20 protein-coding genes are annotated in these 23,482 nt (G+C 69.1%); 13 read left to right on the forward strand and 7 right to left on the reverse strand.

What is annotated here, in order from left to right; translation table 11 throughout:
* Positions 1-7 precede the first annotated feature (7 nt).
* Positions 8-724, reverse strand: coding sequence for a helix-turn-helix domain-containing protein (locus tag IV088_RS12345; RefSeq protein ID WP_291102259.1), 717 nt, complete (start codon positions 722-724; stop codon positions 8-10).
* Between the two features lie 122 nt (positions 725-846).
* Here IV088_RS12345 and IV088_RS12350 point away from each other — a divergent pair, with 122 nt between their 5' ends.
* The 4 genes from IV088_RS12350 to rpsU all read left to right on the forward strand — a co-directional run bounded on the left by IV088_RS12350 (position 847) and on the right by rpsU (position 5,013).
* On the forward strand, positions 847-1,833 hold the full coding sequence (locus IV088_RS12350) for a carbon-nitrogen hydrolase family protein (RefSeq protein ID WP_291102261.1): 987 nt from the start codon (positions 847-849) through the stop codon (positions 1,831-1,833).
* 17 nt (positions 1,834-1,850) lie between these two features.
* On the forward strand, positions 1,851-3,272 hold the full coding sequence (locus IV088_RS12355; protein ID WP_291102264.1) for an FAD-binding oxidoreductase: 1,422 nt from the start codon (positions 1,851-1,853) through the stop codon (positions 3,270-3,272).
* Positions 3,273-3,338: 66 nt separating this feature from the next.
* Entirely contained in the window at positions 3,339-4,541 is a 1,203-nt protein-coding gene (locus tag IV088_RS12360; RefSeq protein WP_291102266.1) for an NAD(P)/FAD-dependent oxidoreductase, read from the forward strand.
* Between the two features lie 259 nt (positions 4,542-4,800).
* A complete protein-coding gene (gene rpsU / locus IV088_RS12365) occupies positions 4,801-5,013 on the forward strand; it encodes a 30S ribosomal protein S21 (protein ID WP_077330502.1) in 213 nt (70 codons plus the stop codon).
* A 48-nt stretch (positions 5,014-5,061) separates the two neighbouring features.
* On the opposite strand, the gene IV088_RS12370 is transcribed toward rpsU, so the two are convergent.
* A complete protein-coding gene (locus IV088_RS12370) occupies positions 5,062-5,991 on the reverse strand; it encodes a LysR family transcriptional regulator (RefSeq protein WP_291102269.1) in 930 nt (309 codons plus the stop codon).
* A 69-nt stretch (positions 5,992-6,060) separates the two neighbouring features.
* Here IV088_RS12370 and lysA point away from each other — a divergent pair, with 69 nt between their 5' ends.
* The 3 genes from lysA to IV088_RS12385 all read left to right on the forward strand — a co-directional run bounded on the left by lysA (position 6,061) and on the right by IV088_RS12385 (position 9,116).
* Complete coding sequence (gene lysA, locus IV088_RS12375) at positions 6,061-7,299, forward strand: diaminopimelate decarboxylase (RefSeq protein WP_291102271.1); 1,239 nt, start codon at positions 6,061-6,063, stop codon at positions 7,297-7,299.
* A 37-nt stretch (positions 7,300-7,336) separates the two neighbouring features.
* Positions 7,337-7,783: a GatB/YqeY domain-containing protein gene (locus IV088_RS12380; RefSeq protein ID WP_291102273.1), complete on the forward strand. Its 447-nt coding sequence runs from the start codon at positions 7,337-7,339 to the stop codon at positions 7,781-7,783.
* A 130-nt stretch (positions 7,784-7,913) separates the two neighbouring features.
* Positions 7,914-9,116, forward strand: coding sequence for an ABC transporter substrate-binding protein (locus IV088_RS12385; RefSeq protein WP_291102276.1), 1,203 nt, complete (start codon positions 7,914-7,916; stop codon positions 9,114-9,116).
* A 224-nt stretch (positions 9,117-9,340) separates the two neighbouring features.
* Here the strand turns inward: IV088_RS12385 and IV088_RS12390 are convergent, their stop codons facing one another.
* Positions 9,341-10,228 carry a DMT family transporter gene (locus tag IV088_RS12390; RefSeq protein WP_291102278.1) on the reverse strand — a complete coding sequence of 296 codons (888 nt, stop codon included), beginning with the start codon at positions 10,226-10,228 and terminating at the stop codon, positions 9,341-9,343.
* Between the two features lie 194 nt (positions 10,229-10,422).
* Positions 10,423-11,850: a metalloprotease PmbA gene (gene pmbA, locus IV088_RS12395; RefSeq protein WP_291102280.1), complete on the reverse strand. Its 1,428-nt coding sequence runs from the start codon at positions 11,848-11,850 to the stop codon at positions 10,423-10,425.
* Between the two features lie 173 nt (positions 11,851-12,023).
* Between pmbA and yjgA the strand changes: the two genes are divergently transcribed.
* The 4 genes from yjgA (at position 12,024) to IV088_RS12415 (ending at position 15,724) form a co-directional block, all read left to right on the forward strand.
* Entirely contained in the window at positions 12,024-12,683 is a 660-nt protein-coding gene (gene yjgA, locus IV088_RS12400) for a ribosome biogenesis factor YjgA (RefSeq protein WP_291102282.1), read from the forward strand.
* A gap of 3 nt (positions 12,684-12,686) precedes the next feature.
* Positions 12,687-13,271, forward strand: coding sequence for a molybdopterin adenylyltransferase (gene mog, locus IV088_RS12405; protein ID WP_291102284.1), 585 nt, complete (start codon positions 12,687-12,689; stop codon positions 13,269-13,271).
* A 108-nt stretch (positions 13,272-13,379) separates the two neighbouring features.
* Positions 13,380-13,856, forward strand: a complete 477-nt coding sequence (locus IV088_RS12410) for a peptidylprolyl isomerase (protein ID WP_291102285.1) — start codon at positions 13,380-13,382, stop codon at positions 13,854-13,856.
* 26 nt (positions 13,857-13,882) lie between these two features.
* Entirely contained in the window at positions 13,883-15,724 is a 1,842-nt protein-coding gene (locus IV088_RS12415) for a chorismate-binding protein (protein ID WP_291102287.1), read from the forward strand.
* Here IV088_RS12415 and cysE read toward each other — a convergent pair.
* Positions 15,706-16,476, reverse strand: a complete 771-nt coding sequence (cysE, locus tag IV088_RS12420; RefSeq protein WP_291102289.1) for a serine O-acetyltransferase — start codon at positions 16,474-16,476, stop codon at positions 15,706-15,708. The genes IV088_RS12415 and cysE overlap by 19 nt on opposite strands.
* Positions 16,477-16,507: 31 nt before the next feature.
* Positions 16,508-17,260, reverse strand: coding sequence for an RNA methyltransferase (locus IV088_RS12425; protein ID WP_291102291.1), 753 nt, complete (start codon positions 17,258-17,260; stop codon positions 16,508-16,510).
* A 241-nt stretch (positions 17,261-17,501) separates the two neighbouring features.
* Here IV088_RS12425 and IV088_RS12430 point away from each other — a divergent pair, with 241 nt between their 5' ends.
* Positions 17,502-18,428: an inositol monophosphatase family protein gene (locus IV088_RS12430; RefSeq protein WP_291102294.1), complete on the forward strand. Its 927-nt coding sequence runs from the start codon at positions 17,502-17,504 to the stop codon at positions 18,426-18,428.
* Positions 18,429-18,549: 121 nt separating this feature from the next.
* Here the strand turns inward: IV088_RS12430 and IV088_RS12435 are convergent, their stop codons facing one another.
* The gene (locus IV088_RS12435) at positions 18,550-21,813 is read right to left on the reverse strand and encodes a PAS domain-containing protein (protein WP_291102296.1); all 3,264 of its coding nucleotides are present in this window, start codon (positions 21,811-21,813) and stop codon (positions 18,550-18,552) included.
* 155 nt (positions 21,814-21,968) lie between these two features.
* Between IV088_RS12435 and mutS the strand changes: the two genes are divergently transcribed.
* Positions 21,969-23,482 (forward strand): DNA mismatch repair protein MutS (gene mutS / locus IV088_RS12440; RefSeq protein WP_291102302.1); only part of this gene is annotated, 1,514 nt, incomplete at its 3' end.

The raw sequence follows: 23,482 nt of genomic DNA on the forward strand, positions 1-23,482 counted from the left end.
GCCCCCGTCAGGCCGGCGGGCGGGTGTCGCTCACGACCACGGACAAGGGGCTGCGGCGCGTCTCGGCGAACACGCTGGCGCCCAGCCAGCGCCACAGGCTCTGCGCCTCGTGATGAGCCCCTTCCACGCGCAGGTCCCGGCTGCTCAGCACCTCTTGCGGTGAGCGGTCGCCGGTCCAGACCTCGGTCAGCGCCCGCACCGTCGAGTCCACGACCAGGGTGAGTTCGCGGCCGGGGTCGTCTCGGCACAGATCGGCCGCACCCTCTTCGACCACCAACCACCAGGTTTTTTCGCCCAACCGGGCGTCGCGGAACCGGAAGTGAACCACCACGGCATGGGCCGGGCATTCGTCCAGGCGCACGAAGCGCCGGATGTCCCACATCAGCAGCCCCGCGTCCAGCTCGTCTTCACGCAGGCGGCGGCCGATCCAGCGCGCGCCCCAGTGGCCCAGCGCCATGATGATGGGGCGCAGCTCTTCGCCCGCGTCGGTCAGGGCGTACTCCCAGACCTTGCCCACCGCGCTGCGCCGCACCACGCCGATCTCCTCCAGGTGCCGCAGGCGCTGCGCCAGCAGGCTGGTAGACATGCGCGGAACGCCGCGGTGCAGGTCGTTGAAGCGCCGGCTGCCGCACAGCAGCTCGCGCACCACCAGCGGTGTCCAGCGCTCACACAGCGCTTCGGCGCCCCGCGCCACGGTGCAGAACTGGCTGTAGCTGTCCGTCATCGGGAGACCCTCGGTTCCGGCTGCTGGTGGGCAAACGCTTCAGATTCTGGACTGGTCAAACCCGCCTGTCACGCGCAATCTTGGGGCCGTCTCCAGCCCGGAGCGCCCCCAAGGAAGCCGCCATGACCACCGTCGCCATCATCCAGCGCCCGCCCGTGTTGCTCGACCAGCGCGCCACCCTGGACCGAGCCGTCGCATCCGTCGGCGAAGCCGCCGCCGCGGGCGCCACACAGGTGGTGCTGCCGGAGTCGTTCATTCCCGGGTATCCCTCGTGGATCTGGCGGCTCGCCGCCGGCAAGGACGGTGCCCTGATCGGACAGTTGCACACCCTGCTGCTGGCCCACGCGGTGGACTTGGCCGCCGGCGACCTGCACCCGCTGTGTGAGGCGGCGCGCGAGCACGCCGTCACTGTCGTCTGCGGCCTCTGCGAGGTGGAGCGCGCCACCGGCGGCGGCACGCTCTACAACAGCGTGGTGGTGATCGGGCCCGATGGCCGGCTGCTCAACCGCCACCGCAAGCTCATGCCGACCAACCCGGAACGCATGGTGCACGGCGTCGGCGATGCCTCGGGCCTGCGCGCCGTGGACACGCCGGCCGGGCGCATCGGCACGCTCATCTGCTGGGAGAACTACATGCCGCTGGCGCGTTACGCGCTGTACGCCCAGGGCGTGCAGGTGCATGTGGCGCCCACCTACGACTGCGGCGACGGCTGGATCAGCACCCTGCGGCACATCGCCCTCGAAGGCCGGTGCTGGGTGCTCGGCAGCGGCGTCGCGCTGCGCGGCAGCGACATCCCCGACGATTTCCCCGGCCGGGCCCAGCTGTTCCCGGACCCGGACGAGTGGATCAACCCCGGCGACTCCGCCGTGGTGGACCCGCAGGGCCGGCTGGTCGCGGGGCCCATGCGGTGCGAGGCCGGCATTCTGTACGCCGAGATCGACACCGCGCGCGTGGCGCCAGCCCGCCGCGCCCTCGACGTCAGCGGGCACTACGCGCGCCCGGACATCTTCCAGCTGCGGGTGAACCGTGCACCCGCTGCGACGGTGCGCTTCACCGACGACGCAAGCGCCCGTGCCGAGGCGCAGGCGGTTCCTTCACCCACCCACTGACCTTCAGGAGACACACCATGAACATGCATCTGACCGACATGGACGGCGGCACGGTCGACATCCCGCCCGAAGCCTACCAGGCCTTCAAGACCGGCTTCAGGGGCGTGCTGCTGACGCCACAGGACGCCGCCTTCGACGAGACGCGCCAGCTCTGGAACGGCATGATCGACCGCCGGCCCGGGCTGATCGCGCGCTGCACTGGCACGGTCGATGTGGTGCAGGCGGTGCGTTTCGCGGCCCGGCACCGGCTGCTGCTGTCGGTGCGCTCGGGCGGCCACAACATCGCCGGCCTGGCCACCAACGAAGGCGGCCTGATGCTCGACATGTCGCTGCTGCGCGGGATCTGGGTGGACCCGGCGGGGCGCACGGCCTGCGCGCAGGCCGGCTGCACCCTGGCCGACCTGGACCGCGAGACACAGCTCCACGGCCTGGCGGCCGTGCTCGGTTTCGTGTCCACCACCGGCATCGCCGGGCTCACGCTGGGCGGGGGTTTTGGCTACCTCACCCGCCGCCACGGCTGGACCTGCGACACCCTGGTCTCGATGGAGGTGGTCATGGCCGACGGCCAGGTGGTGCGGGCGTCGGCCGACGAGCACGCCGAGCTGTTCTGGGCCCTGCGCGGCGGGGGCGGCAATTTTGGCGTCGTCACCGCTTTCGAGTACCGGCTGTTCCCGGTCGGCCCCGAGATCCTGGGCGGCGCCATCGCCTGGCACGGCACCGACGCGCGCCAGGTGCTGCAGGCCTACCGCGACGTCAGCGCCCGGGCACCACGGGAGCTGACCAGTGTGGCGGTGCTGCGCATCGCCCCGCCCGCGCCCTGGCTGCCGCCCGAGATCCACGGCCAGCCCATGGCCGCCATCTTTGTCTGCCACACCGGCGACGCGGCCGAGGCCGACGCCCTGCTCGCCCCGCTGCGCGAGGTGGCCCGGCCGGTGGCCGACACCGTGGTGCGCCGGCCCTATGTGCAGATGCAGAGCCTGCTCGACGCCACCCAGCCCAAGGGTCGGCGCTATTACTGGAAATCGCACTACCTCGCGGACATCGGGCCGTCCCTGATGGACCTGGCCGTGGAACACGCCGGGCGCATCGCCTCGCCGTTTTCGGCCCTGCTGATGTTCCAGATCCAGGGCGCGCTGGGCGAGCAGAGCGCCGGCCATTCGCCCGCCGGCAACCGCGATGCCGCCTACGTGCTCAACATCGCGGCGTCCTGGGAGAAGCCCGAGGAGGACGGCCTCCAGCTGCGCTGGGCGCGCGACTGTTTCGAGGCCACCCGGGCCTGCTCCACCGGCGGCGTCTACGTCAACTTCCTGACCGAGGAAGAAGGTGCCGAGCGCATCCAGGCCGCCTACGGCCGGACCAACCTCGACCGGCTGGCGGCGCTCAAGGCGCGGTACGACCCCGGCAACCTGTTCCGCAGCACCAAGGGCCTGACCGGTTGAGACGCACCGCGGCCTTGCGGCCATCGGGTGGTGAACGCCCGGCATGGCCCGCATACACTGCGGGCCATGCAACAGTTCGATGTGGTGGTGGTCGGCGCGGGAGCGGCCGGCCTTTTTTGTGCGGGTGTGGCGGGCCAGCGCGGTCTGAAGGTGCTGGTGCTCGACCACAGTGAGGCCGTGGCGGAAAAGATCCGCATCTCGGGCGGCGGCCGCGCCAACTTCACCAACCGCGACATCGACGTGCGCGCCCCGCACAAACACTTCCCGGGCGAGAACCCGAACTTCTGCCGCTCGGCGCTGTCGCGCTACACGCCGGCCGACTTCATCGCGTTGATGCAGAAACACGGCATCACCTTCCACGAGAAGCACAAGGGCCAGCTGTTCTGCGACCGCTCGGCCGAAGACCTGATCCAGATGCTGCTGGCCGAATGCGAGGCTGGCGGCGTGACGCGCTGGCAGCCCTGCGGCGTGAAGGCCCTGCGCGTGGCGGGCGACGGCACTTACCAGATCGACACCGACCGCGGCCCCGTGTCGAGCCGGGCGGTCGTGATCGCCACCGGCGGCCTGTCCATCCCCAAGATCGGTGCCACCGACTTCGGTTACCGGGTGGCGAAGCAGTTCGGCCTGCGCACCGTCGAACCGCGCCCCGGCCTGGTGCCGCTGACCTTTGACGGAGAAGCCTGGGCGCCCTACGCGCAGCTCGCCGGGCTGTCGCTGCCAGTACTGATCGAGACTGGAGACAAGAAGAACCGGATGAGCTTCGCCGAAGACCTGCTGTTCACCCACCGCGGCCTCTCCGGCCCGGCGGTGCTGCAGATCTCCAGCTACTGGCGCGAAGGCACGCCGATCCGCATCAACCTCGCGCCCGAGGTGGACCTGCCCGCGGCGCTGGCGCGTGCCAAGGCCACGTCGCGCAAGCTGATCGCCAACGAGCTGGCCACGCTGGTGCCGAGCCGGCTGGCCGACGCCTGGGTGGCACAGGACAAGGACTGGCAACGCCCCATCAGCGAGGCCTCGGACAAGGCCCTGGCCCGGCTGGCCGAACGCCTCTCACGCTGGGAACTCACGCCGACCGGCAGCGAAGGCTACAAAAAGGCCGAGGTCACGCTCGGGGGCGTGGACACGCGCGAGCTCTCATCCCAGACCATGGAGTCGAAACAGCCCGGGCTGTACTTCATCGGCGAGGTGGTGGACGTGACCGGCTGGCTCGGCGGCTACAACTTCCAGTGGGCCTGGGCCAGCGCCCACGCCTGTGCTGTGGGGCTCTGACCCCCACGCTCCGCCGCTGCGCGGGTCGCTGCCCCCCGAGGGGGCTGATTCGCCTTGGGGCGGCCCGGCGGCGAATCGTCTTTCCCCCGAAACCGGCCGTGAGCTGGCAAACCGGGCCGACAAGGCTATAATCCAAGGCTTTGCTGGCAAACCCCCGTCGGCCAATACTAGTTAACAGGCGGGGGAACTTTGCAGAAACGATGCCTGGGCCCGATCTCCCGTTCATCCTCTTTCTGTGCATTCTGGAATTTCTCCTTCAATGACGACCATCCGTGTAAAAGACAACGAGCCCTTTGACGTCGCTCTGCGTCGCTTCAAGCGCACCATCGAAAAACTCGGCCTGCTGACCGACCTGCGCGCCCGTGAGTTCTACGAAAAGCCCACCGCCGAGCGCAAGCGCAAGAAGGCCGCCGCCGTCAAGCGCAACTACAAGCGCATCCGCTCGATGCAGCTGCCCAAGAAGCTGTTCTGATTTCAGAGCCCTTCGAAAAACCCGCTCGGGACGCCGCAGCGGGTTTTTTTACGCCTGCTCGTGGGCCAGCCGCCGCTTCAGGTGCTCGGCCGCCTCGACCAGCGCCGCCTCGAAGTCTTCGCGCAGCGGGTGTACCGCCCGCCAGCTGGGCCGGATCAGCGCCACGTGGAACGGGATGCTGAACGAGAGCGGGCGCACCACCAGACCCTCTCCTTCCCCGCTACCGGCCAGCTCCAGCGCCGTCAGCGGGTTGACGATGCCGAGGCCCAGCCCCTGGCGCACCAACGCGCACACCGACACCGCGCTCGGTGTTTCCAGCCGCAGGCCGCGCTGCACGCCGGCCGAAGCGAACAGCGCGTCCACCTGCTGCCGGTAGGGGTCGGCCGGTGCGAAGCTGATGAACGATTGCCCGGCAAAGTCGGCGGGCGCCAGCCGGGCTTTCTGCACCAGCGGGTGGCCCGAGGGCAACACGCCCACCTCGTCCGCCACCAGCAGCGTCTGCAGGCCGCAGGCGGCCGGCGCCTCATGGCGTTCGCTCAGGCCCAGGTCAAAACGCTGCTCGGCCAGCGCCGCCTCCAGCTGGGGCGACTCGATCGGCGTCAGGCTCACGGCCGCCTCGGGCTGGCGCTGCACGAACCGTCGGACCGCGTCGGGCAGCAAGGCGTGCGACAGCGCCGGCAGACAAGCCAGCTGCAAGCGCCCCTGGGCATAGGCCTGCAGCGACACCGCCGTCGCCGCGATGCGCTCCAGCCCCACGTAAGACTGCTCGACCTCGTCCATCAGCGCCAGCGCCCGCACCGTGGGTTTCAGGCGCCCCTTGACCCGCTCGAACAGGGCAAAACCCAGCACCTGCTCCAGCCGCGCCAGCTCGCGGCTGACGGTGGGCTGCGAGGTGTGCAGCAGCTCGGCCGCGCGCGTGACATGGCCCGTGCCCATCACGGCGCGGAAAAAATCGATCTGGCGGTGGGTCAGTTTCATATCAATATTGAATGCTTATTGGATTATCTGGCATTGCTCAATATGACAAGAAACGGGATCATCGGCGCCATGAACCCTTTTGCCCCCGCCCTCCTCCAGTCCCTCGCCCGCCAGCACGGCACCCCGCTGTGGGTCTACGACGCGGCCACCATCCGCCAGCGCATCGCCGACCTGCGCGCCTTCGACACCATCCGCTTCGCCCAGAAGGCCAACTCCAACACCCACCTGCTGCGCCTGATGCGCGAGCAGAGCGTGGTGGTCGATGCCGTGTCGCGCGGCGAGATCGAGCGCGCGTTGGCCGCCGGCTACACCGCCGAGCTGGACGCGCAAGGCGCCTCCGGCATCGTCTTCACCGCCGACCTGTTTGACCACGCCACGCTGGCCACCGTGGTGCAGCACCGCGTGCCGGTGAACGCCGGCTCTATTGACATGCTGCACCAGCTGGGCGCCGCGTCGCCCGGCCACGCGGTCTGGCTGCGCATCAACCCCGGTTTCGGCCACGGTCACAGCAACAAGACCAACACCGGCGGCGAACACAGCAAACACGGCATCTGGCACACCGAGCTGCCCGCCGCGCTGGCCGCCGTGGCGCAGCACGGCCTGCGGCTCGTGGGCCTACACATGCACATTGGCTCGGGCGTGGACTACGGCCACCTGCAGCAGGTGTGCAGCGCCATGGTGGAGCTGGTCAAGGGCTGCGGCACGGACCTGCAGGCCATCTCGGCCGGCGGTGGCCTGTCCATCCCCTACCGCGAGGGCGAGGCGCCCATCGACACCGCGCACTACTTCAGCCTCTGGGACGCCGCGCGGCGTGAGATCGCCGCCCACCTCGGCCACGCCGTGCACCTGGAGATCGAACCCGGCCGCTACCTGGTGGCCGAAGCCGGGGTTCTGCTCACCGAGGTGCGCGCCACCAAGCCCATGGGCGGCAACCGCTTCACCCTGGTGGACGCCGGCTTCTCGGACCTGATGCGCCCGTCCATGTACGGCGCCTTTCACGGCATGGGCCTGATCCCGGCCGACGACTCGCCGCGCGCGACGGTCGAGACTGTGGTGGCCGGCCCGCTGTGCGAGTCGGGCGACGTGTTCACCCAGGCCGAAGGCGGCGTGGTGCTCACGCGCGAGCTGCCCGAAGCCCGGGTGGGCGACCTGCTGGTGCTGCACGACGCGGGCGCTTACGGCGCCTCCATGTCCAGCAACTACAACACGCGCCCGCTCGCGGCCGAGGTGCTGGTGGACGGCGAGGCCCACCGCGTGATCCGCCGCCGGCAGACGGTGGAGGAATTGCTCTCACTGGAAAGGGTTTGAGACAATCGCGGGTTCAGCGAACCACAGAAAGCACACCATGAGCCTCAAAGAACAGATCACCGAAGACATGAAAGCCGCCATGCGCGCCAAGGACAGCGAGCGCCTGGGCACCATCCGCCTGCTGACCGCGGCCATGAAGCAGAAGGAAGTGGACGAGCGCGTGGAGCTGGACGACACCATGGTGATCGCCATCGTGGACAAGCTGATCAAGCAGCGCAAGGACAGCATCGAAGCCTTCACCAAGGCCGACCGCATGGACCTGGCCGACAAGGAAAGCGCCGAGATGAAGGTGCTGCAGGCCTACCTGCCGGCGCGCCTGTCGGCCGAGGAAGTGGCCCTCGAAGTCCAGGCCATCGTCACCGAACTGGGCGCCAAGGGCCCGGGCGACATGGGCAAGGTCATGGGCGCGGTGAAAACCCGCCTGGCGGGCAAGGCCGACATGGGCCAGGTCTCGGCCGCCGTCAAGGCCGCGCTGGCCGGATAAGGCCGGGGCACCCCTCCGGCGGTCGCCACAGCCTGACGGATCACTGACCACCGGGGCATCTCTCAGGGAAAACCGCGACTTCGCCGGCGCCTGGCGCTTCCTACACTCGCGGCACTTTGAAAGGTGCCCCATGCAGCGACAGCGTCCCGGTTTCTCCCAAGCCATCGGCCTGCTGGCCGCCACCGTCGCCCTGTCGGCGGCGGCCCAGACCAACCCCACGGTCAAGATCGGCGTCATCGGGCCCTTCAGCGGCCCGTCGTCCGATTTCGGCAATCCCATGCTGCACGGCGTGCAGCTGGCGGTCGAAGAGATCAACGCCGTGGGCGGCTACCTGGGCCGCCCGCTGGAGCTGGTGATCCAGGACGATCAAGGCAACCCCGACGTCGGCCTCAAAGGCTCGCAGGCGCTGGCCGGCGGCGGCGTGGTGGCCACCATCGGGTTCTGCAACACCGGCGTGGCCGCCAAGTCGCTGGAGACGTACCAGGCGGCCCAGGTGCCGCTGATCGTCCCCTGCGCCACCGGCACACCGCTCACCGCCAAATTCCCCGCGCCCCAGAGCTACATCTTCCGCACCTCGGCGCGCGACTCGATCCAGGCCCCGTTCGTGGTGGACGACCTGGTCAAACGCGGCTGGACCAAGGTGGCCATCTTTGCCGACACCACGGGATACGGCGAGGCCGGGCTGAAGGACGTCGAGGCCGCGCTGGCGGCGAAGGACCTCAAGGCGGTGCACGTGGCGCGCTTTCCGCTCGGCGTGAAAGACCTGAAGGAGCCGTTGAAAGCGGCACAGGCCGCGGGCGCCAACGTGGTGTTCAGCTACACCGTCGGCCCGGAAAATGCGGCGATCGCCAACGGCCGGCGCGAGCTCAAGTGGGACGTGCCCCAGGTGGGCGCCTGGCCCCTCTCGTTTCCGTTTTTCATCGACGGCGCCAAGGCGGCCGGCGACGGTGCACTGATGGCGCAGACCTTCATCGCCGAACCCAGCAACGAGCGGCGCGCGGCCTTTCTCAGCGCGTACTCGCGCAAGTTCAAGCAGAAGATCGCTGTGCCAATGGCGGCCGCCCAGGCCTACGACAGCACCTACCTGCTGACCTACGCGCTGTTCGGCATCCGGGACGGCAAGTTCACCGGCCCGGCCGTCAAGGCGGCGCTGGAAAACATCCCGCGCGTGTACTACGGGGTGGTCGCGACCTACGACAAGCCCTTCAGCCTGGACGACAAGGACGCCGTCACGCCCAACATGCTGGTGATGGGCAAGGTGCGCGGCGGCTCGGTGACCTTCGCCTACCCGGAGGACGCGAAACGCAACCTGTTCGTGCAGCGGAAGAAATAGGCCCCCCCCACACTCCACCGCTGCGCGGGTCGTTGCCCCCCAAGGGGGCTGATCCACCTTGGGGCGGCCCGGCGGTGGATCGTTGGGCCCCCACACTCCGCCGCTGCGCGGGTCGTTGTCCTGGCGCAGGGAAGGGCCCCGGCAGCCGCCAGTGCCCGGGGGGGCTGATCCACCTTGGGCAGCCCGGCGGTGGATCGTTTTCCCCTCCGCTGCGCTGTGCTCACTCAACCCAGGATCAAGGCCGTGCCGACCACGGCCAGCCCGGCGCCCAGCCAGGCGCCCGTCGCCGGCCGGCGGCGGTACACCAGCCACAGCAAGGGCAGGATCAGCACCGGTGTGACCGAGGACATGACGGCCACCAGGCCGGCCTGGCCGTCGCGCAGCGCGATCAGGATCAGGGTCATGCCCAGCGCCATGGCCACGGCCGCACTCATGAAGATCAGGAAGGCGTCCTGCCGTCGCAAAGGCGCTTGCGCCCGCGCACCCGACCAACCCGACGCGAACAGCAGCGCGTGCGCCCCCAGGGCCAGGCTCATGCGCGTGGCAGATGCCGCCACCGGATCGACGCCGGTGCCCATGAGTGGCTTGATCATCAAGGTGCCCAGCGACTGGCACAGCGCCGAGAGCAGCCCCAGCCCCACGCCGATGGCCAGCGGCCCTCGCGTCTGCTCCCAGGCGTGGGTTTCATCGCCGCGCTTGCCCCAGGCCACGGCCACCATCACGCCCCCGACCAGCAGGCCGCTGCCCAGCAAGGCCCAGCCCCACACGGTCTCGCCCAGCCAGGCCCAGGCCAGCACACAGGAAAACAGCGCGTGGGTGGCGTACAGCACGCCCGAGCGCCGTGGCCCGAGCCGGTTCATGCAGGAGAACAGTGCTGTGTCACCGATGAAGATACCGACCACGCCCGAGAGTCCCAGCAGGCCCACGGCGGCCATGTCCAGGCTGCGCCAGCCGCCACTGGCCAGCGCGAAACTCCAAAGGATCAGCGAGGCAAACACCATGCGCCAGCGGCTGAACGCAAAGGCGCCCAGGCGCTGCGCCGGAGGTGCGGAAAACAGGCTGGCGATGGCCCAGCAGGCGGCGGCCAGCAGGGCGAGGGCTTCAGGACGCATGCGATTCAGCGCTGGGCCGCCCCAAGCTGAATCAGCCCCCGCGGGGGGCAACGACCCGCGCAGCGGCGGAGTGTGGGGGTATCGATCCGGCGCTGGGCCGCCCCAAGCTGAATCAGCCCCCGGGACCGGTGAGCGCCGGAACCCTTCCCTGCGCCGGGGCAACGACCCGCAGAGCGGAGTGTGGGGGTCATGCCTTAGCTGCCCGCCACCTTCATCTTGTTGATCAGGATCGAGCCCACGGTCTTGGCGCCGTAGTTGTAGGCGTCGGCGCCCACGGCCTCGATGCCCTGGAGCATGTCCTTGAGGTTGCCCGCGATGGTGATCTCGTGCACCGGGTAGGCGATCACGCCGTTTTCCACCCAGTAGCCCGAGGCGCCGCGCGAGTAGTCGCCGGTCACGTAGTTCACGCCCTGCCCCATCAGCTCGGTGACGAACAGGCCGCGACCGAGCTTCTGCAGCATGGCCTTGAGGTCGTCGCCCGGCTGGGTCAGGCGGCTGGTGAGCGTGAGGTTGTGCGAGCCACCGGCGTTGCCCGTGGTGCGCATGCCGAGCTTGCGCGCCGAGTAGGTGGAGAGAAAGTAGCCCAGCACCTTGCCCGCGCTGAGCACCTTGCGTTTGACGGTGCGCACGCCTTCGTCGTCAAACGGCGAGCTGCCCTTGCCGTTGATCACATGGGGGTCTTCGACGATGTCGAGGTGTTTCGCCATCACCCGCTTGCCCAGGCTGTTGTTCAGGAAGGTGGTCTTGCGGTACAGCGCACCGCCGCTCGTGGCCTGCACGTAGGCACCCAGCAGACCGGCGGCCAGCGGTGACTCGAACAGCACCGGGCATTCGGTGGTGGCGATCTTGCGGCCGTTCAGGCGCGCGAGCGTGCGCTCGGCGGCGTAGCGGCCCACCGCCTCGGGGCTGGCGAGGTCTTCGGGCGAGCGCATCGAGCTGTACCAGTGGTCGCGCTGCATGTTGGCACCCTTGCCGGCGATCGGCGCCACCGACAGGCTGTGGCGCGAGCTGGCGTAGCCGCCGCTGAAGATGCCGGGCTTGCCGCGCTCGCCGCCGCGCATGTGGGCGGTGAAAAAGTGCGACTGCTGGGCCGACACGCCGGCGCCTTCGCTGTTGCTGATCTTCTTGCTGGTGGCGAAGGCCGCGGCCTCGCAGGCCAGCGCGATGCGCAGCGCCTCTCCGGAGTCGATCGCCCAGGGGTGGAACAGGTCGAGGTCGGGGTAGCTGTCGGCGATGTCTTCGGGGTCGGGCAGACCGGCCACCGGATCTTCGGCGGTGAAGCGCGCGATGTCGTAGGCCGCCTGCACCGTCTGGCGCACGGCAGCGGGTGAAAAATCGGAGGTCGAGGCGTTGCCGCGCTTCTGCCCCAGGTACACCGTGACGCCGAGCGACTTGTCGCGGTTGCGCTCCACATTCTCCAGCTCACCCTTGCGCACCGACACGCTCAGGCCGGCGCCTTCGGACACCTCGGCCCCGGCGTCGGTGGCGCCCAGCTTTTTGGCATGGCCCAGCGCGAGGTCCACCAGCTCCTCGAACTGGCTGCGTGCGTACTGGAAACCGGCGAGCGGCTGGCTGGCGGTGGAGGAAGGGGCTTGGGACGGGGTGTTGGGGGCTTTTTTCATGTCGACGGCTATGATACTTGCCGGTCTCCTTTTTTGTTTTCTCACCCACGCCCCCTTCCCGCAACGCAATCGGCACGGTCGTTCAGGCCAGCGCAGAACCGGCTTTGCCGGGCTGCAGCTGGCGCCCCCGGAGGGGGTGACGCCGCAGGCGGCGCGGGGGTGTTCATATCCAGATGTCCCGCAAACCCACCAAAGGCTACTTCGTCCGTGGCCAGTTCGTTGCCGAGGGCAGCGAACTCGACCTGGAACTCAAGCGCGAGCTCAAGGGTTCGGTCGACATGAGCAAGACCGACCTGAAAAAAGAGAGCGACCGCCTCCAGTTGCTCGGCGAAAACCTGCTCACGCTCAACGCCGGCCTCATGACCCGCCTGATCGAGACGCAGGGCCTGTCCGAGAAGCTGATCGATGCCGTGGCCGATGCCAAGCGCATCACCAACTTCGAAGGCCGGCGCCGCCAGATGCAGTTCATCGGCAAGCTCATGCGCAAGCTCGATGACGGCGTGATCAGCGCCATCGAAGCCGCGCTCGAAGAACAACGCAAGCCATCGGCCCAGGCCACGCTGGCGCTGCACCAGGCCGAACAATGGCGCGACAAGCTGATCGCCGACGACGATGCCCTCACCCGCTGGCTCGAGCAGGACCCGGCGGCCGACGTGCAGCACCTGCGCGCCCTGATCCGCCAGGCGCGCAAGGACGCGCAGGCCGTGACCGAGCGCCCCGGCGAGGCCCTGCGCCACGGCAAGGCCTACCGCGACATTTTCCAGATCGTGCGCACCGCGCTCACGCCCAACGACGCATCGGCCAGCGACGCCGAAGAACCGCAAGGGGACTGAGCCGTGACCGAGAACCGCTCCCCCGCGCCGGTGCGCATCGGCATCGTCTCCATCAGCGACCGCGCCAGCAGCGGCGTGTATCAGGACAAGGGCCTGCCCGCGCTGCAGGACTGGCTCACGCGCGCGCTGAAAAACCCCATCACCTTCGAGCCGCGCCTCATCCCCGATGAACAGGCGCGCATCAGCGAGACCCTGATCGAGCTGGTGGACGCCGGCTGCGCGCTGGTGCTCACCACCGGCGGCACCGGCCCGGCCAAACGCGACGTGACGCCCGAGGCCACGCTGGCGGTGGCCCACAAGGAGATGCCCGGCTTTGGCGAACAGATGCGCCAGATCAGCTTGGCCTTCGTGCCCACGGCCATCCTCTCGCGCCAGGTGGCGGTGATCCGCGACCAGAGCCTGATCATCAACCTGCCGGGCCAGCCCAAGGCCATCGCCGAGACGCTGGAAGGCCTGAAAAACGCCGACGGCAGCCAGAAGGTCAACGGCATCTTCACGGCCGTGCCGTACTGCATCGACCTGATCGAAGGGCCTTACCTTGAAACCAACGATCAGGTCTGCAAGGCCTGGCGACCCCGGACGAAGTAACCCCCTGCGCCGCTTCGCGTCTTCCCCCGGTGGGGGACGCACCTGGTGGCCCGGCGAAGCCGGTTCCACGGGTGCCCACGAAGAAGGCATTTCACTCTGAGACCTCTCATGAAAATCACCAAAGACACCATCGTCACCATCACCTTCCGCGCCACCGATGCTCAGGGCAAGTTGCTGGAGGACGGCAAGGAGCCGCGCGCGTACCTGCATGGCGGCTACAACAACACGCTGCCGGGCATCGAAAAGGCCCTGGAAGGACAGGAGAAGGGCTTCGCCGCCACCCTGGCGCTGCCGCCCGAAGACGCCTTCGGCGTGCGCGACGAGAGCCTGGCCACCAGCATCCCCAAGAGCGAGTTCCCGCCCGGCGTGAAGGTCGGCGGACAGCTGCAGGGCGTGGACGACCAGGGTCGCCAGCAGGTGTTCACGGTCATGAAGATCAAGGGCGACACGGTGCTGCTGGACGGCAACCACCCGCTGGCGGGGCAGACGCTGCACTTCGCGGTCAAGGTGGTGGACGTGCAGGCGGCGTCGGCCGAAGAAGTGGCCCACGGCCACGCGCACGGTGCCCACGGGCACCACCACTGAACGTCGCCGGCACACTGCGCTCCCGCTTGCGCGCCTTCATCGATTTCCCTGACACCGCCCCACAGGCGGTGCCCGGTGGCCGGCTTCGCACCAGTTTCGGCGATCCCATCGAGGTGATCGAGGCCTGGACCATGGCCGAGGTGCTGCCAGCCCTTGAACGGGTTCAGGCCCGGGCGGGTGCCGGGCGCTGGTGCATCGGCGGCCTGTCCTACGAGGCCGCGCCGGCCTTCGACGCCTCGCTGCCCGCGCACGCGCCCGACCCCGATTGGCCCCTGGTGTGGTTCGGGGTGTACGGGGCCCCGCTGGCCGCCCCCATCCCCTTGTCGGACACGCCCGGCACGGCCCACTGGACCATGCACGAGCCCCGCGCCCACTACCTGGCGCAGGTGGAACACGCGCAGCAGGCCATGGCCGCTGGCGAGGCCTACCAGATCAACCTGACCACGGCGCTGACGGGCACGCTCACCGGCGAGCCATCGGCCTGGATGCGCGCGCTGCGTGAGCGGCAACCCGAGGGCTACCTGCTGTGGCTGGACGGCGGGCAGCGCCATGTGCTGAGCGCCTCGCCCGAGCTGTTCTTCGACTGGCAGCCCGATGCGCTGGGCGGTCGGCTGAGCTGTCGCCCGATGAAAGGCACCGCCGGCCGGGAGGCCGACCCGGCCCTGGACGCCGCCGCCCGCGAACGCCTGCTGGCCAGCCCCAAGGAGCGCGCCGAAAACGTCATGATCGTGGACCTGCTGCGCAACGACCTGAACCGCATCGCGCGGCCGGGCTCGGTGCGGGTGGACCGGCTGATGGAAACCGAAGCCTGGCCCTCGGTCTGGCAGATGACCTCCAGCCTTTCGGCCCAGGCCCACGCGGGCACCACGCTCGCCGACGTGTTCCGCGCCCTCTTCCCCTGCGGCAGCATCACCGGCGCCCCCAAGCGGCAGGCCATGCGCTGGATTGAGCGCCTGGAGTCGGGCGCCCGGGGCATCTATTGCGGCGCGCTGGGCGTGGTCCGCCCCGGCGGGCACGCCACCTTCAATGTGCCGATCCGCACCCTGACACTGCAGCGCACCGCCACCACCACCGATTGGCAGGCCCGGTACGGCGTGGGCAGCGGGCTGACCGTCTACGCCGATCCGTCGGCCGAATGGGACGAACTGATGACCAAGAGCCACCTCCTGCACCGGGTCAGCGAGCCCTTCAGCCTGCTGGAAACCCTGCGGCTGGAGGAAGGCACCTACTGGCTGCTGGAGCGCCATCTGCAACGGCTCCAGGACAGCGCCCGCCATTTTGGCAACCCCTGTGATCGCCCGGCGCTGCGCGAGCGCCTTGCACGGCTGGCGGAGGGCCATGGGCACGGCCTGTGGCGCGTGCGCCTGACCCTGGACGCCCGGGGCGGGATCGACGCGCAGGCCTTCCCCATGACCGGAACCGCCCAGCCGGTGCGCGTGGCGCTGGCGCCCGAGCCCCTGGCCACAGGCGGCGGGTTGCGGGAATTCATCCGGTACAAGACCACGCGGCGCGCGCACTACGAGGCGCTGGCCCCCACCGACCCTGGCGTCTTCGACCACCTGCTGCTCAACGAGCGGGGGGAGATCACCGAATTCACCCGAGGCAACGTGGCGGTGCGGCTGAATGGGGTCTGGCTCACCCCCGCGCTGTCCAGCGGGCTGCTGGCGGGCACCTACCGTGCCGAGTTGCTGGCCGAAGGCAGCCTCCAGGAGGCCGTGCTCACCCTCGGGGACCTGGCCCGATCAGACGGCCTGGCCTTCTACAACGGCCTGAGGGGATGGCTGTCCGCGGAGATGGTGGCGAACAGACAGGCGCCACCAGCCACCGCCGCGCCGCGGCCCGACCGCGGTCACTTGCCCACCAGCTGATTCAGTTTCTCCGCCTCAAAGCAGTCGCTGCGCGCCGCGTCCGACGGCACACAGTCGCCCTTCTGCTGTTTCGAGAGGGTTTCAATCGCCTGCCACAGCAGCGTGATCTGGTGATCCTGGCCCGCAGCGCTGTCGATCAGGCCACGCATGGCTTGCGACAGCGGGTCGTCTTCCTGCGTGATGCCGTAGGCCTGAAACTTCGGGTTCGCCTCGGTCACATCGGCGCTCTCGCCGGATTTGCTCGGGATGATGCGGGCCGGGATGCCCACCGCCGTGGCACCCGGGGGCACCGGCTTGATCACCACCGCGTTGCTGCCGATCTTGGCGCCGTCGCCCACCACGAAGCCCCCCAGCACCTTGGCGCCCGCGCTCACCACCACGTTCTTGCCGAGCGTGGGATGGCGCTTGGTGCCTTTGTAGAGGGAGGTGCCGCCCAGCGTGACGCCCTGGTAGATCGTGCAGCCGTCGCCGATCTCGGCCGTCTCACCCACCACCACGCCCATGGCGTGGTCGAAGAACACGCGATCCCCCACCTTGGCGCCGGGGTGGATCTCGATGCCGGTCAGCCAGCGCGCGACGTGCGAGATGAAACGCCCCGGCCACTTGAGACCGTTCGTCCAGCACCAGTGCGCCGGGCGGTGCAGCCAGACAGCGTGCAGGCCTGGGTAGCAGGTGATGACCTCCCAGGTGCTGCGGGCCGCGGGGTCGCGATCGAGGACGCACTGGATGTCGGAGCGGAGTCGGGCGAACATGGGGTCTTGTTTTTGGAATCGGGCGGCCAGTCTATCGCTTCGCTTGCGCAGCGGTTTGCAGCATGGCCTTGGCGACACCACGCAGGATGTGGATTTCTTCTTCGGTCGGTGCAGCGCGGTTGAAGAGCTGGTTCAGGCGCGGCATGAGCTTCTTGGGCGCCTCCGGGTCGAGAAAGTCCACCGCCACCAGCGCCTGCTCCAGGTGCTGCAGCATGCCGGCCAGGGCCTTGGCGTCGGCCAGCGGACGCTCGGGTGTGCTGGCGGTCTGCAAGGTGTAGCCACCCAGCGCCTGGCGCCAGTCGTAGGCGATCAACTGCACGGCGGCGGCCAGGTTGAGCGAACCGAACGACGGATCGGTGGGGATGGAGAGGCAGCTGTGGCAGCGGTACACGTCTTCGTTGCGCATGCCGAAGCGCTCGGAGCCGAACAGGAAAGCCACGCCGCCGGGGCGGGTGGGCACGGGCGTTTCGGGTGTGCCCAGCAGCGCAGCGAAGTGCTCGCGCGGCTGCCGCGTCGGCGGGCCGAAGTCGCGCGGCGTCATGGCCGTGGCGCACAGGTGGTCCATGCCGTCGAGGGCTTCGTCCAGCGTGTCCACGATGCGCGCCTTGTCCAGCACGTCGTTGGCGCCGCTGGCGCGCTGGATGGTTTCTTCGCGCCGCAGCACATTGGCCCAGCGCGGCGCCACCAGCACCAGGTCGTCAAAGCCCATCACCTTCATGGCGCGCGCGGTACCGCCCACGTTGCCGGCGTGGCTGGTCTGGATCAGGATGAATCGAGAACGCATATGAATCCCCCCGCGCCGCTTCGCGTCACCCCCAGGGGGCCCACACCAGCCGCCCGTCCTGAGCTCGTCGAAGGGCGGTTCTGCGGTGTGTGCTGGCAGTGCACGCTCGCCGGAAAGGGGTTTGGTGTGTTGAACCGGTAAAATCCTCGATTGTCGCCGCCCTGCATCGCCTGGGGCCCAGCCTCCCGCTCTTCCACTGTCACGCGAGCAGCCCCCGCTGCCGCGCAAAGGTTTACAACCCATGTCGTCCACACTCCACCCCATGCTCAACGTGGCCATCAAGGCCGCCCGTACCGCCGGTACCATCATCAACCGCGCCGCGCTGGACGTGGAGTCGGTCCGGGTCTCTGCCAAGCAGACCAACGATTTCGTGACCGAGGTGGATCACGCGGCCGAGGCCGCGATCATCGACACCCTGCTCACCGCCTACCCCGACCACGCCATCTGGGCCGAAGAGTCGGGCCGCCGCCCGGGCAAACACGGCGGCGCGGACCATGTCTGGATCATCGACCCGCTGGACGGCACCACCAACTTCATCCACGGCTTCCCGGTCTATTGCGTGAGCATCGCGCTCATGGTGGGCAACAAGCTGGAACAGGCCGTGGTGTACGACCCGAGCCGCAACGACCTCTTCTGCGCCACGCGTGGACGCGGCGCCTACATGAACGACCGCCGCGTCCGCGTGGCCAAACGCATCGCCATGCGCGACTGCCTGATCTCCACCGGCTTTCCGTTCCGTCCGGGCGACGCCTTCCAGACCTACATGCAGATGCTGGGCGACGTGATGCCCAAGTGCGCCGGCGTGCGCCGCCCAGGCTCGGCCGCGCTCGACCTGGCCTATGTGGCCGCGGGCTTCACCGACGGTTTCTTTGAAATGGGCCTGTCGCCCTGGGACGTGGCCGCGGGCGCGCTGCTGGTCACCGAGGCCGGTGGTCTGGTGGGCAATTTCACTGGTGAGGCCAATTTCCTGGAGCAGAAGGAATGCCTGGCCGCCAACCCCAAGATCTACGGCCAGCTGGTGGGCATCACCGGCAAGTACAGCAAGTTCGCCAGCGCCGGCGAAAAAGCGTCGCTGCGCCAATCCTCGGCGGCGGCCCAGCCCGACGCTGCCGGCGACGACAAGCCCGCCGACGACACGCCCCCCTCGGAGTCCACCGCGCCGTTCTGAGCCTTCCACCGAACGTGACCACCCAGGGCGCCGCCGGGCCGCCCTTCGACCAGCTCAGGACGGACGATCAGTGCCGACCCCCTCGATGGGGTCGCGCGAAGCGCGGCGGGGGCGCTTCACTTCACGCCAGGGGCAGCGTCCACCAGAAGGTGGCGCCCTGCCCTGGGATGGATTCGGCCCAGATGCGCCCGCCGTGGCGCTCCAGGGAGCGCGCCACGATCGCCAGACCCACGCCCGTGCCAACGGGCGCGTCCGCGCCCGTGTGCAGGCGCTGGAACAGGCCAAACAGCTTGTTGGCATGGGCCATGTTGAAGCCCATGCCGTTGTCACGCAGGTAAAACGCCGAGCGCCCGGCGTCGAAGCCCAGCTCCAGAAGGGGTTCGGCGCGGTGGCGGGAGTACTTGAGCGCGTTGTCCACCAGGTTGACCAGCACCTGCCGCAGCAGCGCCGCGTCCCCGAGCACCGCGGGCAGGGACAGCGCCTGGATCTGTGCGTGCGGAACGGCGGGGGCGAGGGCTTCCGTCACCGAACGCGCCAGGGCGTTCATGTCCACCGGCACCGCATCGATTTCCACCCGCACCACGCGCAGCAGCTCGAGCATGTCTGAAATCATCTGACCCATGTTGCGCGACGAGTGGGTGATGCGCTCGAACATCTGCCGGCCCTCGGGGCTCAGGCGATCACCGTCCATCTCGGCCACCAGCGCGGCAAAACCGTTCACCGACCGCAGCGGTGCCCGCAGATCGTGAGCGATCGAATACGAGATGGCTTCCATGTCCTTCATGGAACGCTCCAGCTCGTCGGTGCGTTCGGCGACGCGCCGCTCCAGACTGGCATTGAGGGCCCGCACCTGCTCCTGGGCGGCCACGCGTTCGTTGATGTCCAGATGGGTGCCCGACATGTACAGCACCTCGCCGCTGGCGCCGCGCCGGTGCACACGGCCGCGGTCGTTGATCCAGACCCAGTGGCCGTCTTTGTGGCGCATGCGGAGGTCGCACTCGTAGTACGGCTGTTCATCGCCCCAGTGCCGGTGCAGCACGCGCTCGGCCCGCTCCAGGTCCTGCGGGTGCACCAGTCGGCGCCAGGTGTCGAACGTGGTGGGCTGCAACTCGGCCACGGTGTAGCCCAGCATCTCGGCCCAGCGATCGTTGATCTCCATCGCCCCGGTCTCGACATTGGTCTCCCAGATGCCCGGGCGTGTCGCCTCCAGCACCCACTGCAGGCGCTGGCGTTCGTCGCGCAAGGCCTCTTCGGCCTGCACGTAGGAGGTGACGTCGGTGTAGGTGCGCACCATGCCACCACCGGGCAGGGCCCGCGAGCAGATTTCGAGCACCGCCCCCTGGCGCGTGCGACGCAGATAGGTCTCGGGCGGCATCAACCGCGGCTCCAGCCCCACGAAAGGGCGCAGGGCCCGGTCCAGCAACTGGAAGTCGCTGCCGAAATCGCCCCGCTCGGCCTGAAAGGCGGCCAGGTCGCTGATCCGCGGCTGGGAAGCCAGCAGGGCCTCGGGCAGGTCCAGCAGTTCCAGCATGCGGCGGTTGTAGAACCGCACCCGGCCATCGGCGTCCACCATGGTCAGCCCTTGGCTCATGCTGTCAAAGGTCACCTGCAGCGCCGCACTCTTTTCGGCCAGCAGGGCGCTGGTGGCCTGGAACTGCTCGCGCGCACGCTGGCGCTCGGCGTGACCGCGCCAGGCCAGCACCAGCTGCCGCACCGCGCCCAGCAGCGGCTGCAGGAACTCGACATCGGCCTCGCTGTAACCGCCCGGCTGGTTGGCCAGGCCGATCATGGCCACCAGCTGATCGCCCACCGCCAGCGGCACCCCCAGAAAAGCCGACATGCCGGGGTGTCCGGACGGGCGGCCACCCGCGCGCGGATCGCTGCGCGGGTCGTTGGAGATCACCGTCTCGCCGGTGAGCAACGCGTGACCGAACAGGGTCCGGGTGTTGCGAAACTCCAGACCGGTATCGACCTGCTCGTCGTGCATGCGGCGGGTGCGCTCGTCCCAGGCGATGTTGGTGATGGCATGCGTCTTCAGGTAGGGCTGCCCGTGTGCGTCGTAGAGCACCTCACCCACGAAACCGTATTCGCTGTGGGTCACCAGCAGCAGGGCCGCGAGCAGGGCTTCGAACGCCTGCCGCTTGTCGTCGGCCTCGATGAACGCCAGCTGCGCCTTCCGCACGGCGTCGAGCATGCGGTGCTGGCGCTCCAGCGCCTGCGCCGCGAGCCGCGACTCGGTCACATCGGTGGTGAACCCGTGCCAGAGCGTCGAGCCATCGGCGTCCCACTGTGGCAACGCCTCCACGCTGTACCACCTCAACCCCCGGCTCGGCAGGAGCACGCGGTACACGCCGCGCCAGAAGGTGCGCTCCCGGCCCGCCTGCTGCAGCGACATCACCAGGGCCTTTTTGTCCCCAGGGTGCACGCGCGCGAAAAACAGGTTGCCGTCGCGCTTCAGGTCCTGGGCATCCAGCTCCAGCATGTCGACCGCCGCCTGGCTCATGTACAGGAAGCTGCTGCTGCCATCGGGCCGCACCCGGGCCAGAAACAGCACACCGGGCACGCGGGCCGTGATGTTCTGGATGAATTCGAGCTGGCCCGCCAGGGCCTGACCGGCCTCCTTCTCGGCCGTGATGTCCTGCACCACGCCGAAATCGGTCTGCGGGTTGCCCGCCACGGCGGTCTGGCTGATGCGTGTGCGCATCCAGCGTTGCTCGCCGTTCGGACACTGCCAGCGGAACTCAACCACCCGCCCGTCCCGCGCCTCCCGGGCCGCGTGCCAGGCCGGCAGGTCGTCCGGATGGATGCCCCCGCGCCCTTCGCTGCGCTGGAGCGTGGGCCTCGATGCCACCCCGGCGATGTCGTACAGCCCCTGCGACCAGATCACCTCCTGGTCGTTCAGGGCGTTCGTCCAGTGCCCCGCCCGGGCCAGCTTTTCAACGGCGCCGTGCAATTCCACCTGTTGCTGCAGCTCCAGGTTGACCTGCTGCAAGGCCATTTCGGTTTCGTGTTCGCTTGTGATCTCGCTCAACACCACCAGCAACAGCGGCTCGGGCGCCACCTCCAGCAACGTGGACTGCAGCCGCACACGGTGCGGCCGGTCTGCGTCCAGGCACAGCATCTCGTGACCCGGCCCCAGGCGCAGCCCTGCCAGGTACCGCTGGCGGGCGTCCTCGCTCGGCCAATGCCCCAGCTCCACCGTGGTGCGGCCGATCACCTGCGCTCGCGTGAGACCCATCACGACCAGCCAGGCGTCGTTGACCGCGAGCATGCAGCCATCGCGTGCCCGGCTCAGGCTGGTCGGCAGGGGCGATGCGTTGAACATCAGCTCCCACGGCAAGCTGGCGCTGGATGGTGTCTCGGGATCGGTGTCGGCGGGAGCCATGCGCTGCAATACGGGCTGTGGTGGGGACGATCACACGATTGTGGGGCATCAAAGGGTGGGTCAAATCGGGAAAAACAGCCTGATAAAGTAGCCGGTTGTCTCTCTCACGCCCCCACGAGCCCGCCTTGAACGCCCCCCTGGACAAACACACCCCCATGATGCAGCAGTACCTGGCCATCAAGGCCGGGTATCCGCACACGCTGGTGTTCTACCGCATGGGCGATTTTTACGAGCTGTTTTTCGGCGATGCCGAAAAAGCCGCGCGCCTGCTCGACATCACGCTCACCCAGCGCGGCCAGTCGGCCGGCGAGCCGGTGGTGATGGCCGGCGTGCCGTTCCATTCCATCGACAACTATCTCGCGCGCCTCATCAAGCTCGGCGAATCGGCCGCCATCTGCGAGCAGGTGGGCGACGTGGCCACGGCCAAGGGGCCGGTGGAACGCAAAGTGGTGCGCGTGGTCACGCCCGGCACCCTGACCGACAGCGAGTTGCTGTCCGACAAGACCGAGGCCGTGCTGATGGCCGTGCACCCGGGTGCGCGCACCGGCCTCGGCCTGGCCTGGATGTCGGTCACGCAGGGCATCGTGTTCCTCGCGCAGTGCGCCAGCGACGAGCTGGCCGACTGGATCGCGCGCATCGCGCCGGGTGAACTGCTCTACAGCGCCGAGGTCACGCCCGCGTTCGAGAAGAACGTGCAGGCGCTCGCGGCCCAGCCGCTGGCCAGCGGTCAGCGCACCGTGGCGGTGTTGCGCCCGGCCTGGGCGTTCGACGGCGCGCTGGGCGAACGCAAGCTGCTCGAACAGCTCGGCGCCGCCAGCCTGGCCGCCTGGGACGCGCAGGGCCTGAGCGATGCGCACGCCGCCGCCGCCGCCCTGCTCGACTACGCCGAACACACCCAGGGCCGCGCGCTCAGCCACGTGAAGAGTCTGCGCGTGGCGCGCAGCGACGAGCTGATCGATTTGCCGATCACCACGCGCCGCAACCTCGAACTCACCCAGACCCTGCGCGGCGAAACCAGCCCCACGCTGTTTTCGCTGCTCGACGTCTGCCAGACCGGCATGGGCAGCCGGGCGCTGCGCAGTTGGCTGCTGGAACCGAAGCGCGAGCGCACGGAAGCGCGTGAACGCCTGACCGCCATCGCCCTGCTGCGCAACGGCCTCGCCAACAGCCTGCGCAACGCGCTCAAGGGCGCGAGCGACGTGGAGCGCATCACCGCGCGCACCGCGCTGCGCCAGGTGCGCCCGCGCGAACTCGTCGGCCTGGGCCAGACCCTGGGCCGCGCGCAGCAGCTCGCCCAGGCCCTGCACCTCGGCCTGCCTGCCGGTGGCCCGGCGCTGCTGCAGCAGATCGCGGCCGACCTCACACCGCCCGCCGGCTGCGCCGACCTGCTGCTCGCGGCGCTGCTGCCCGAACCGGCCGCGCTGGTGCGCGACGGTGGTGTCATCAACGATGGCTTCGATGCCGACCTCGACGAGCTGCGCGGCATCCAGACCAACTGCGACGGCTTCCTGATCGACCTCGAAACCCGCGAACGCGCGCGCACCGGCATCGCCAACCTGCGCGTGCAGTTCAACAAGGTGCACGGCTTCTACATCGAGGTCACGCAGGGCCAGGCGTCCAAGGTGCCCGACGACTACCGCCGCCGCCAGACGCTGAAGAACGCCGAGCG

Origin of the sequence: Hydrogenophaga sp., assembly GCF_018780075.1 — a bacterium.
Taxonomy (GTDB): domain Bacteria; phylum Pseudomonadota; class Gammaproteobacteria; order Burkholderiales; family Burkholderiaceae_C; genus Hydrogenophaga.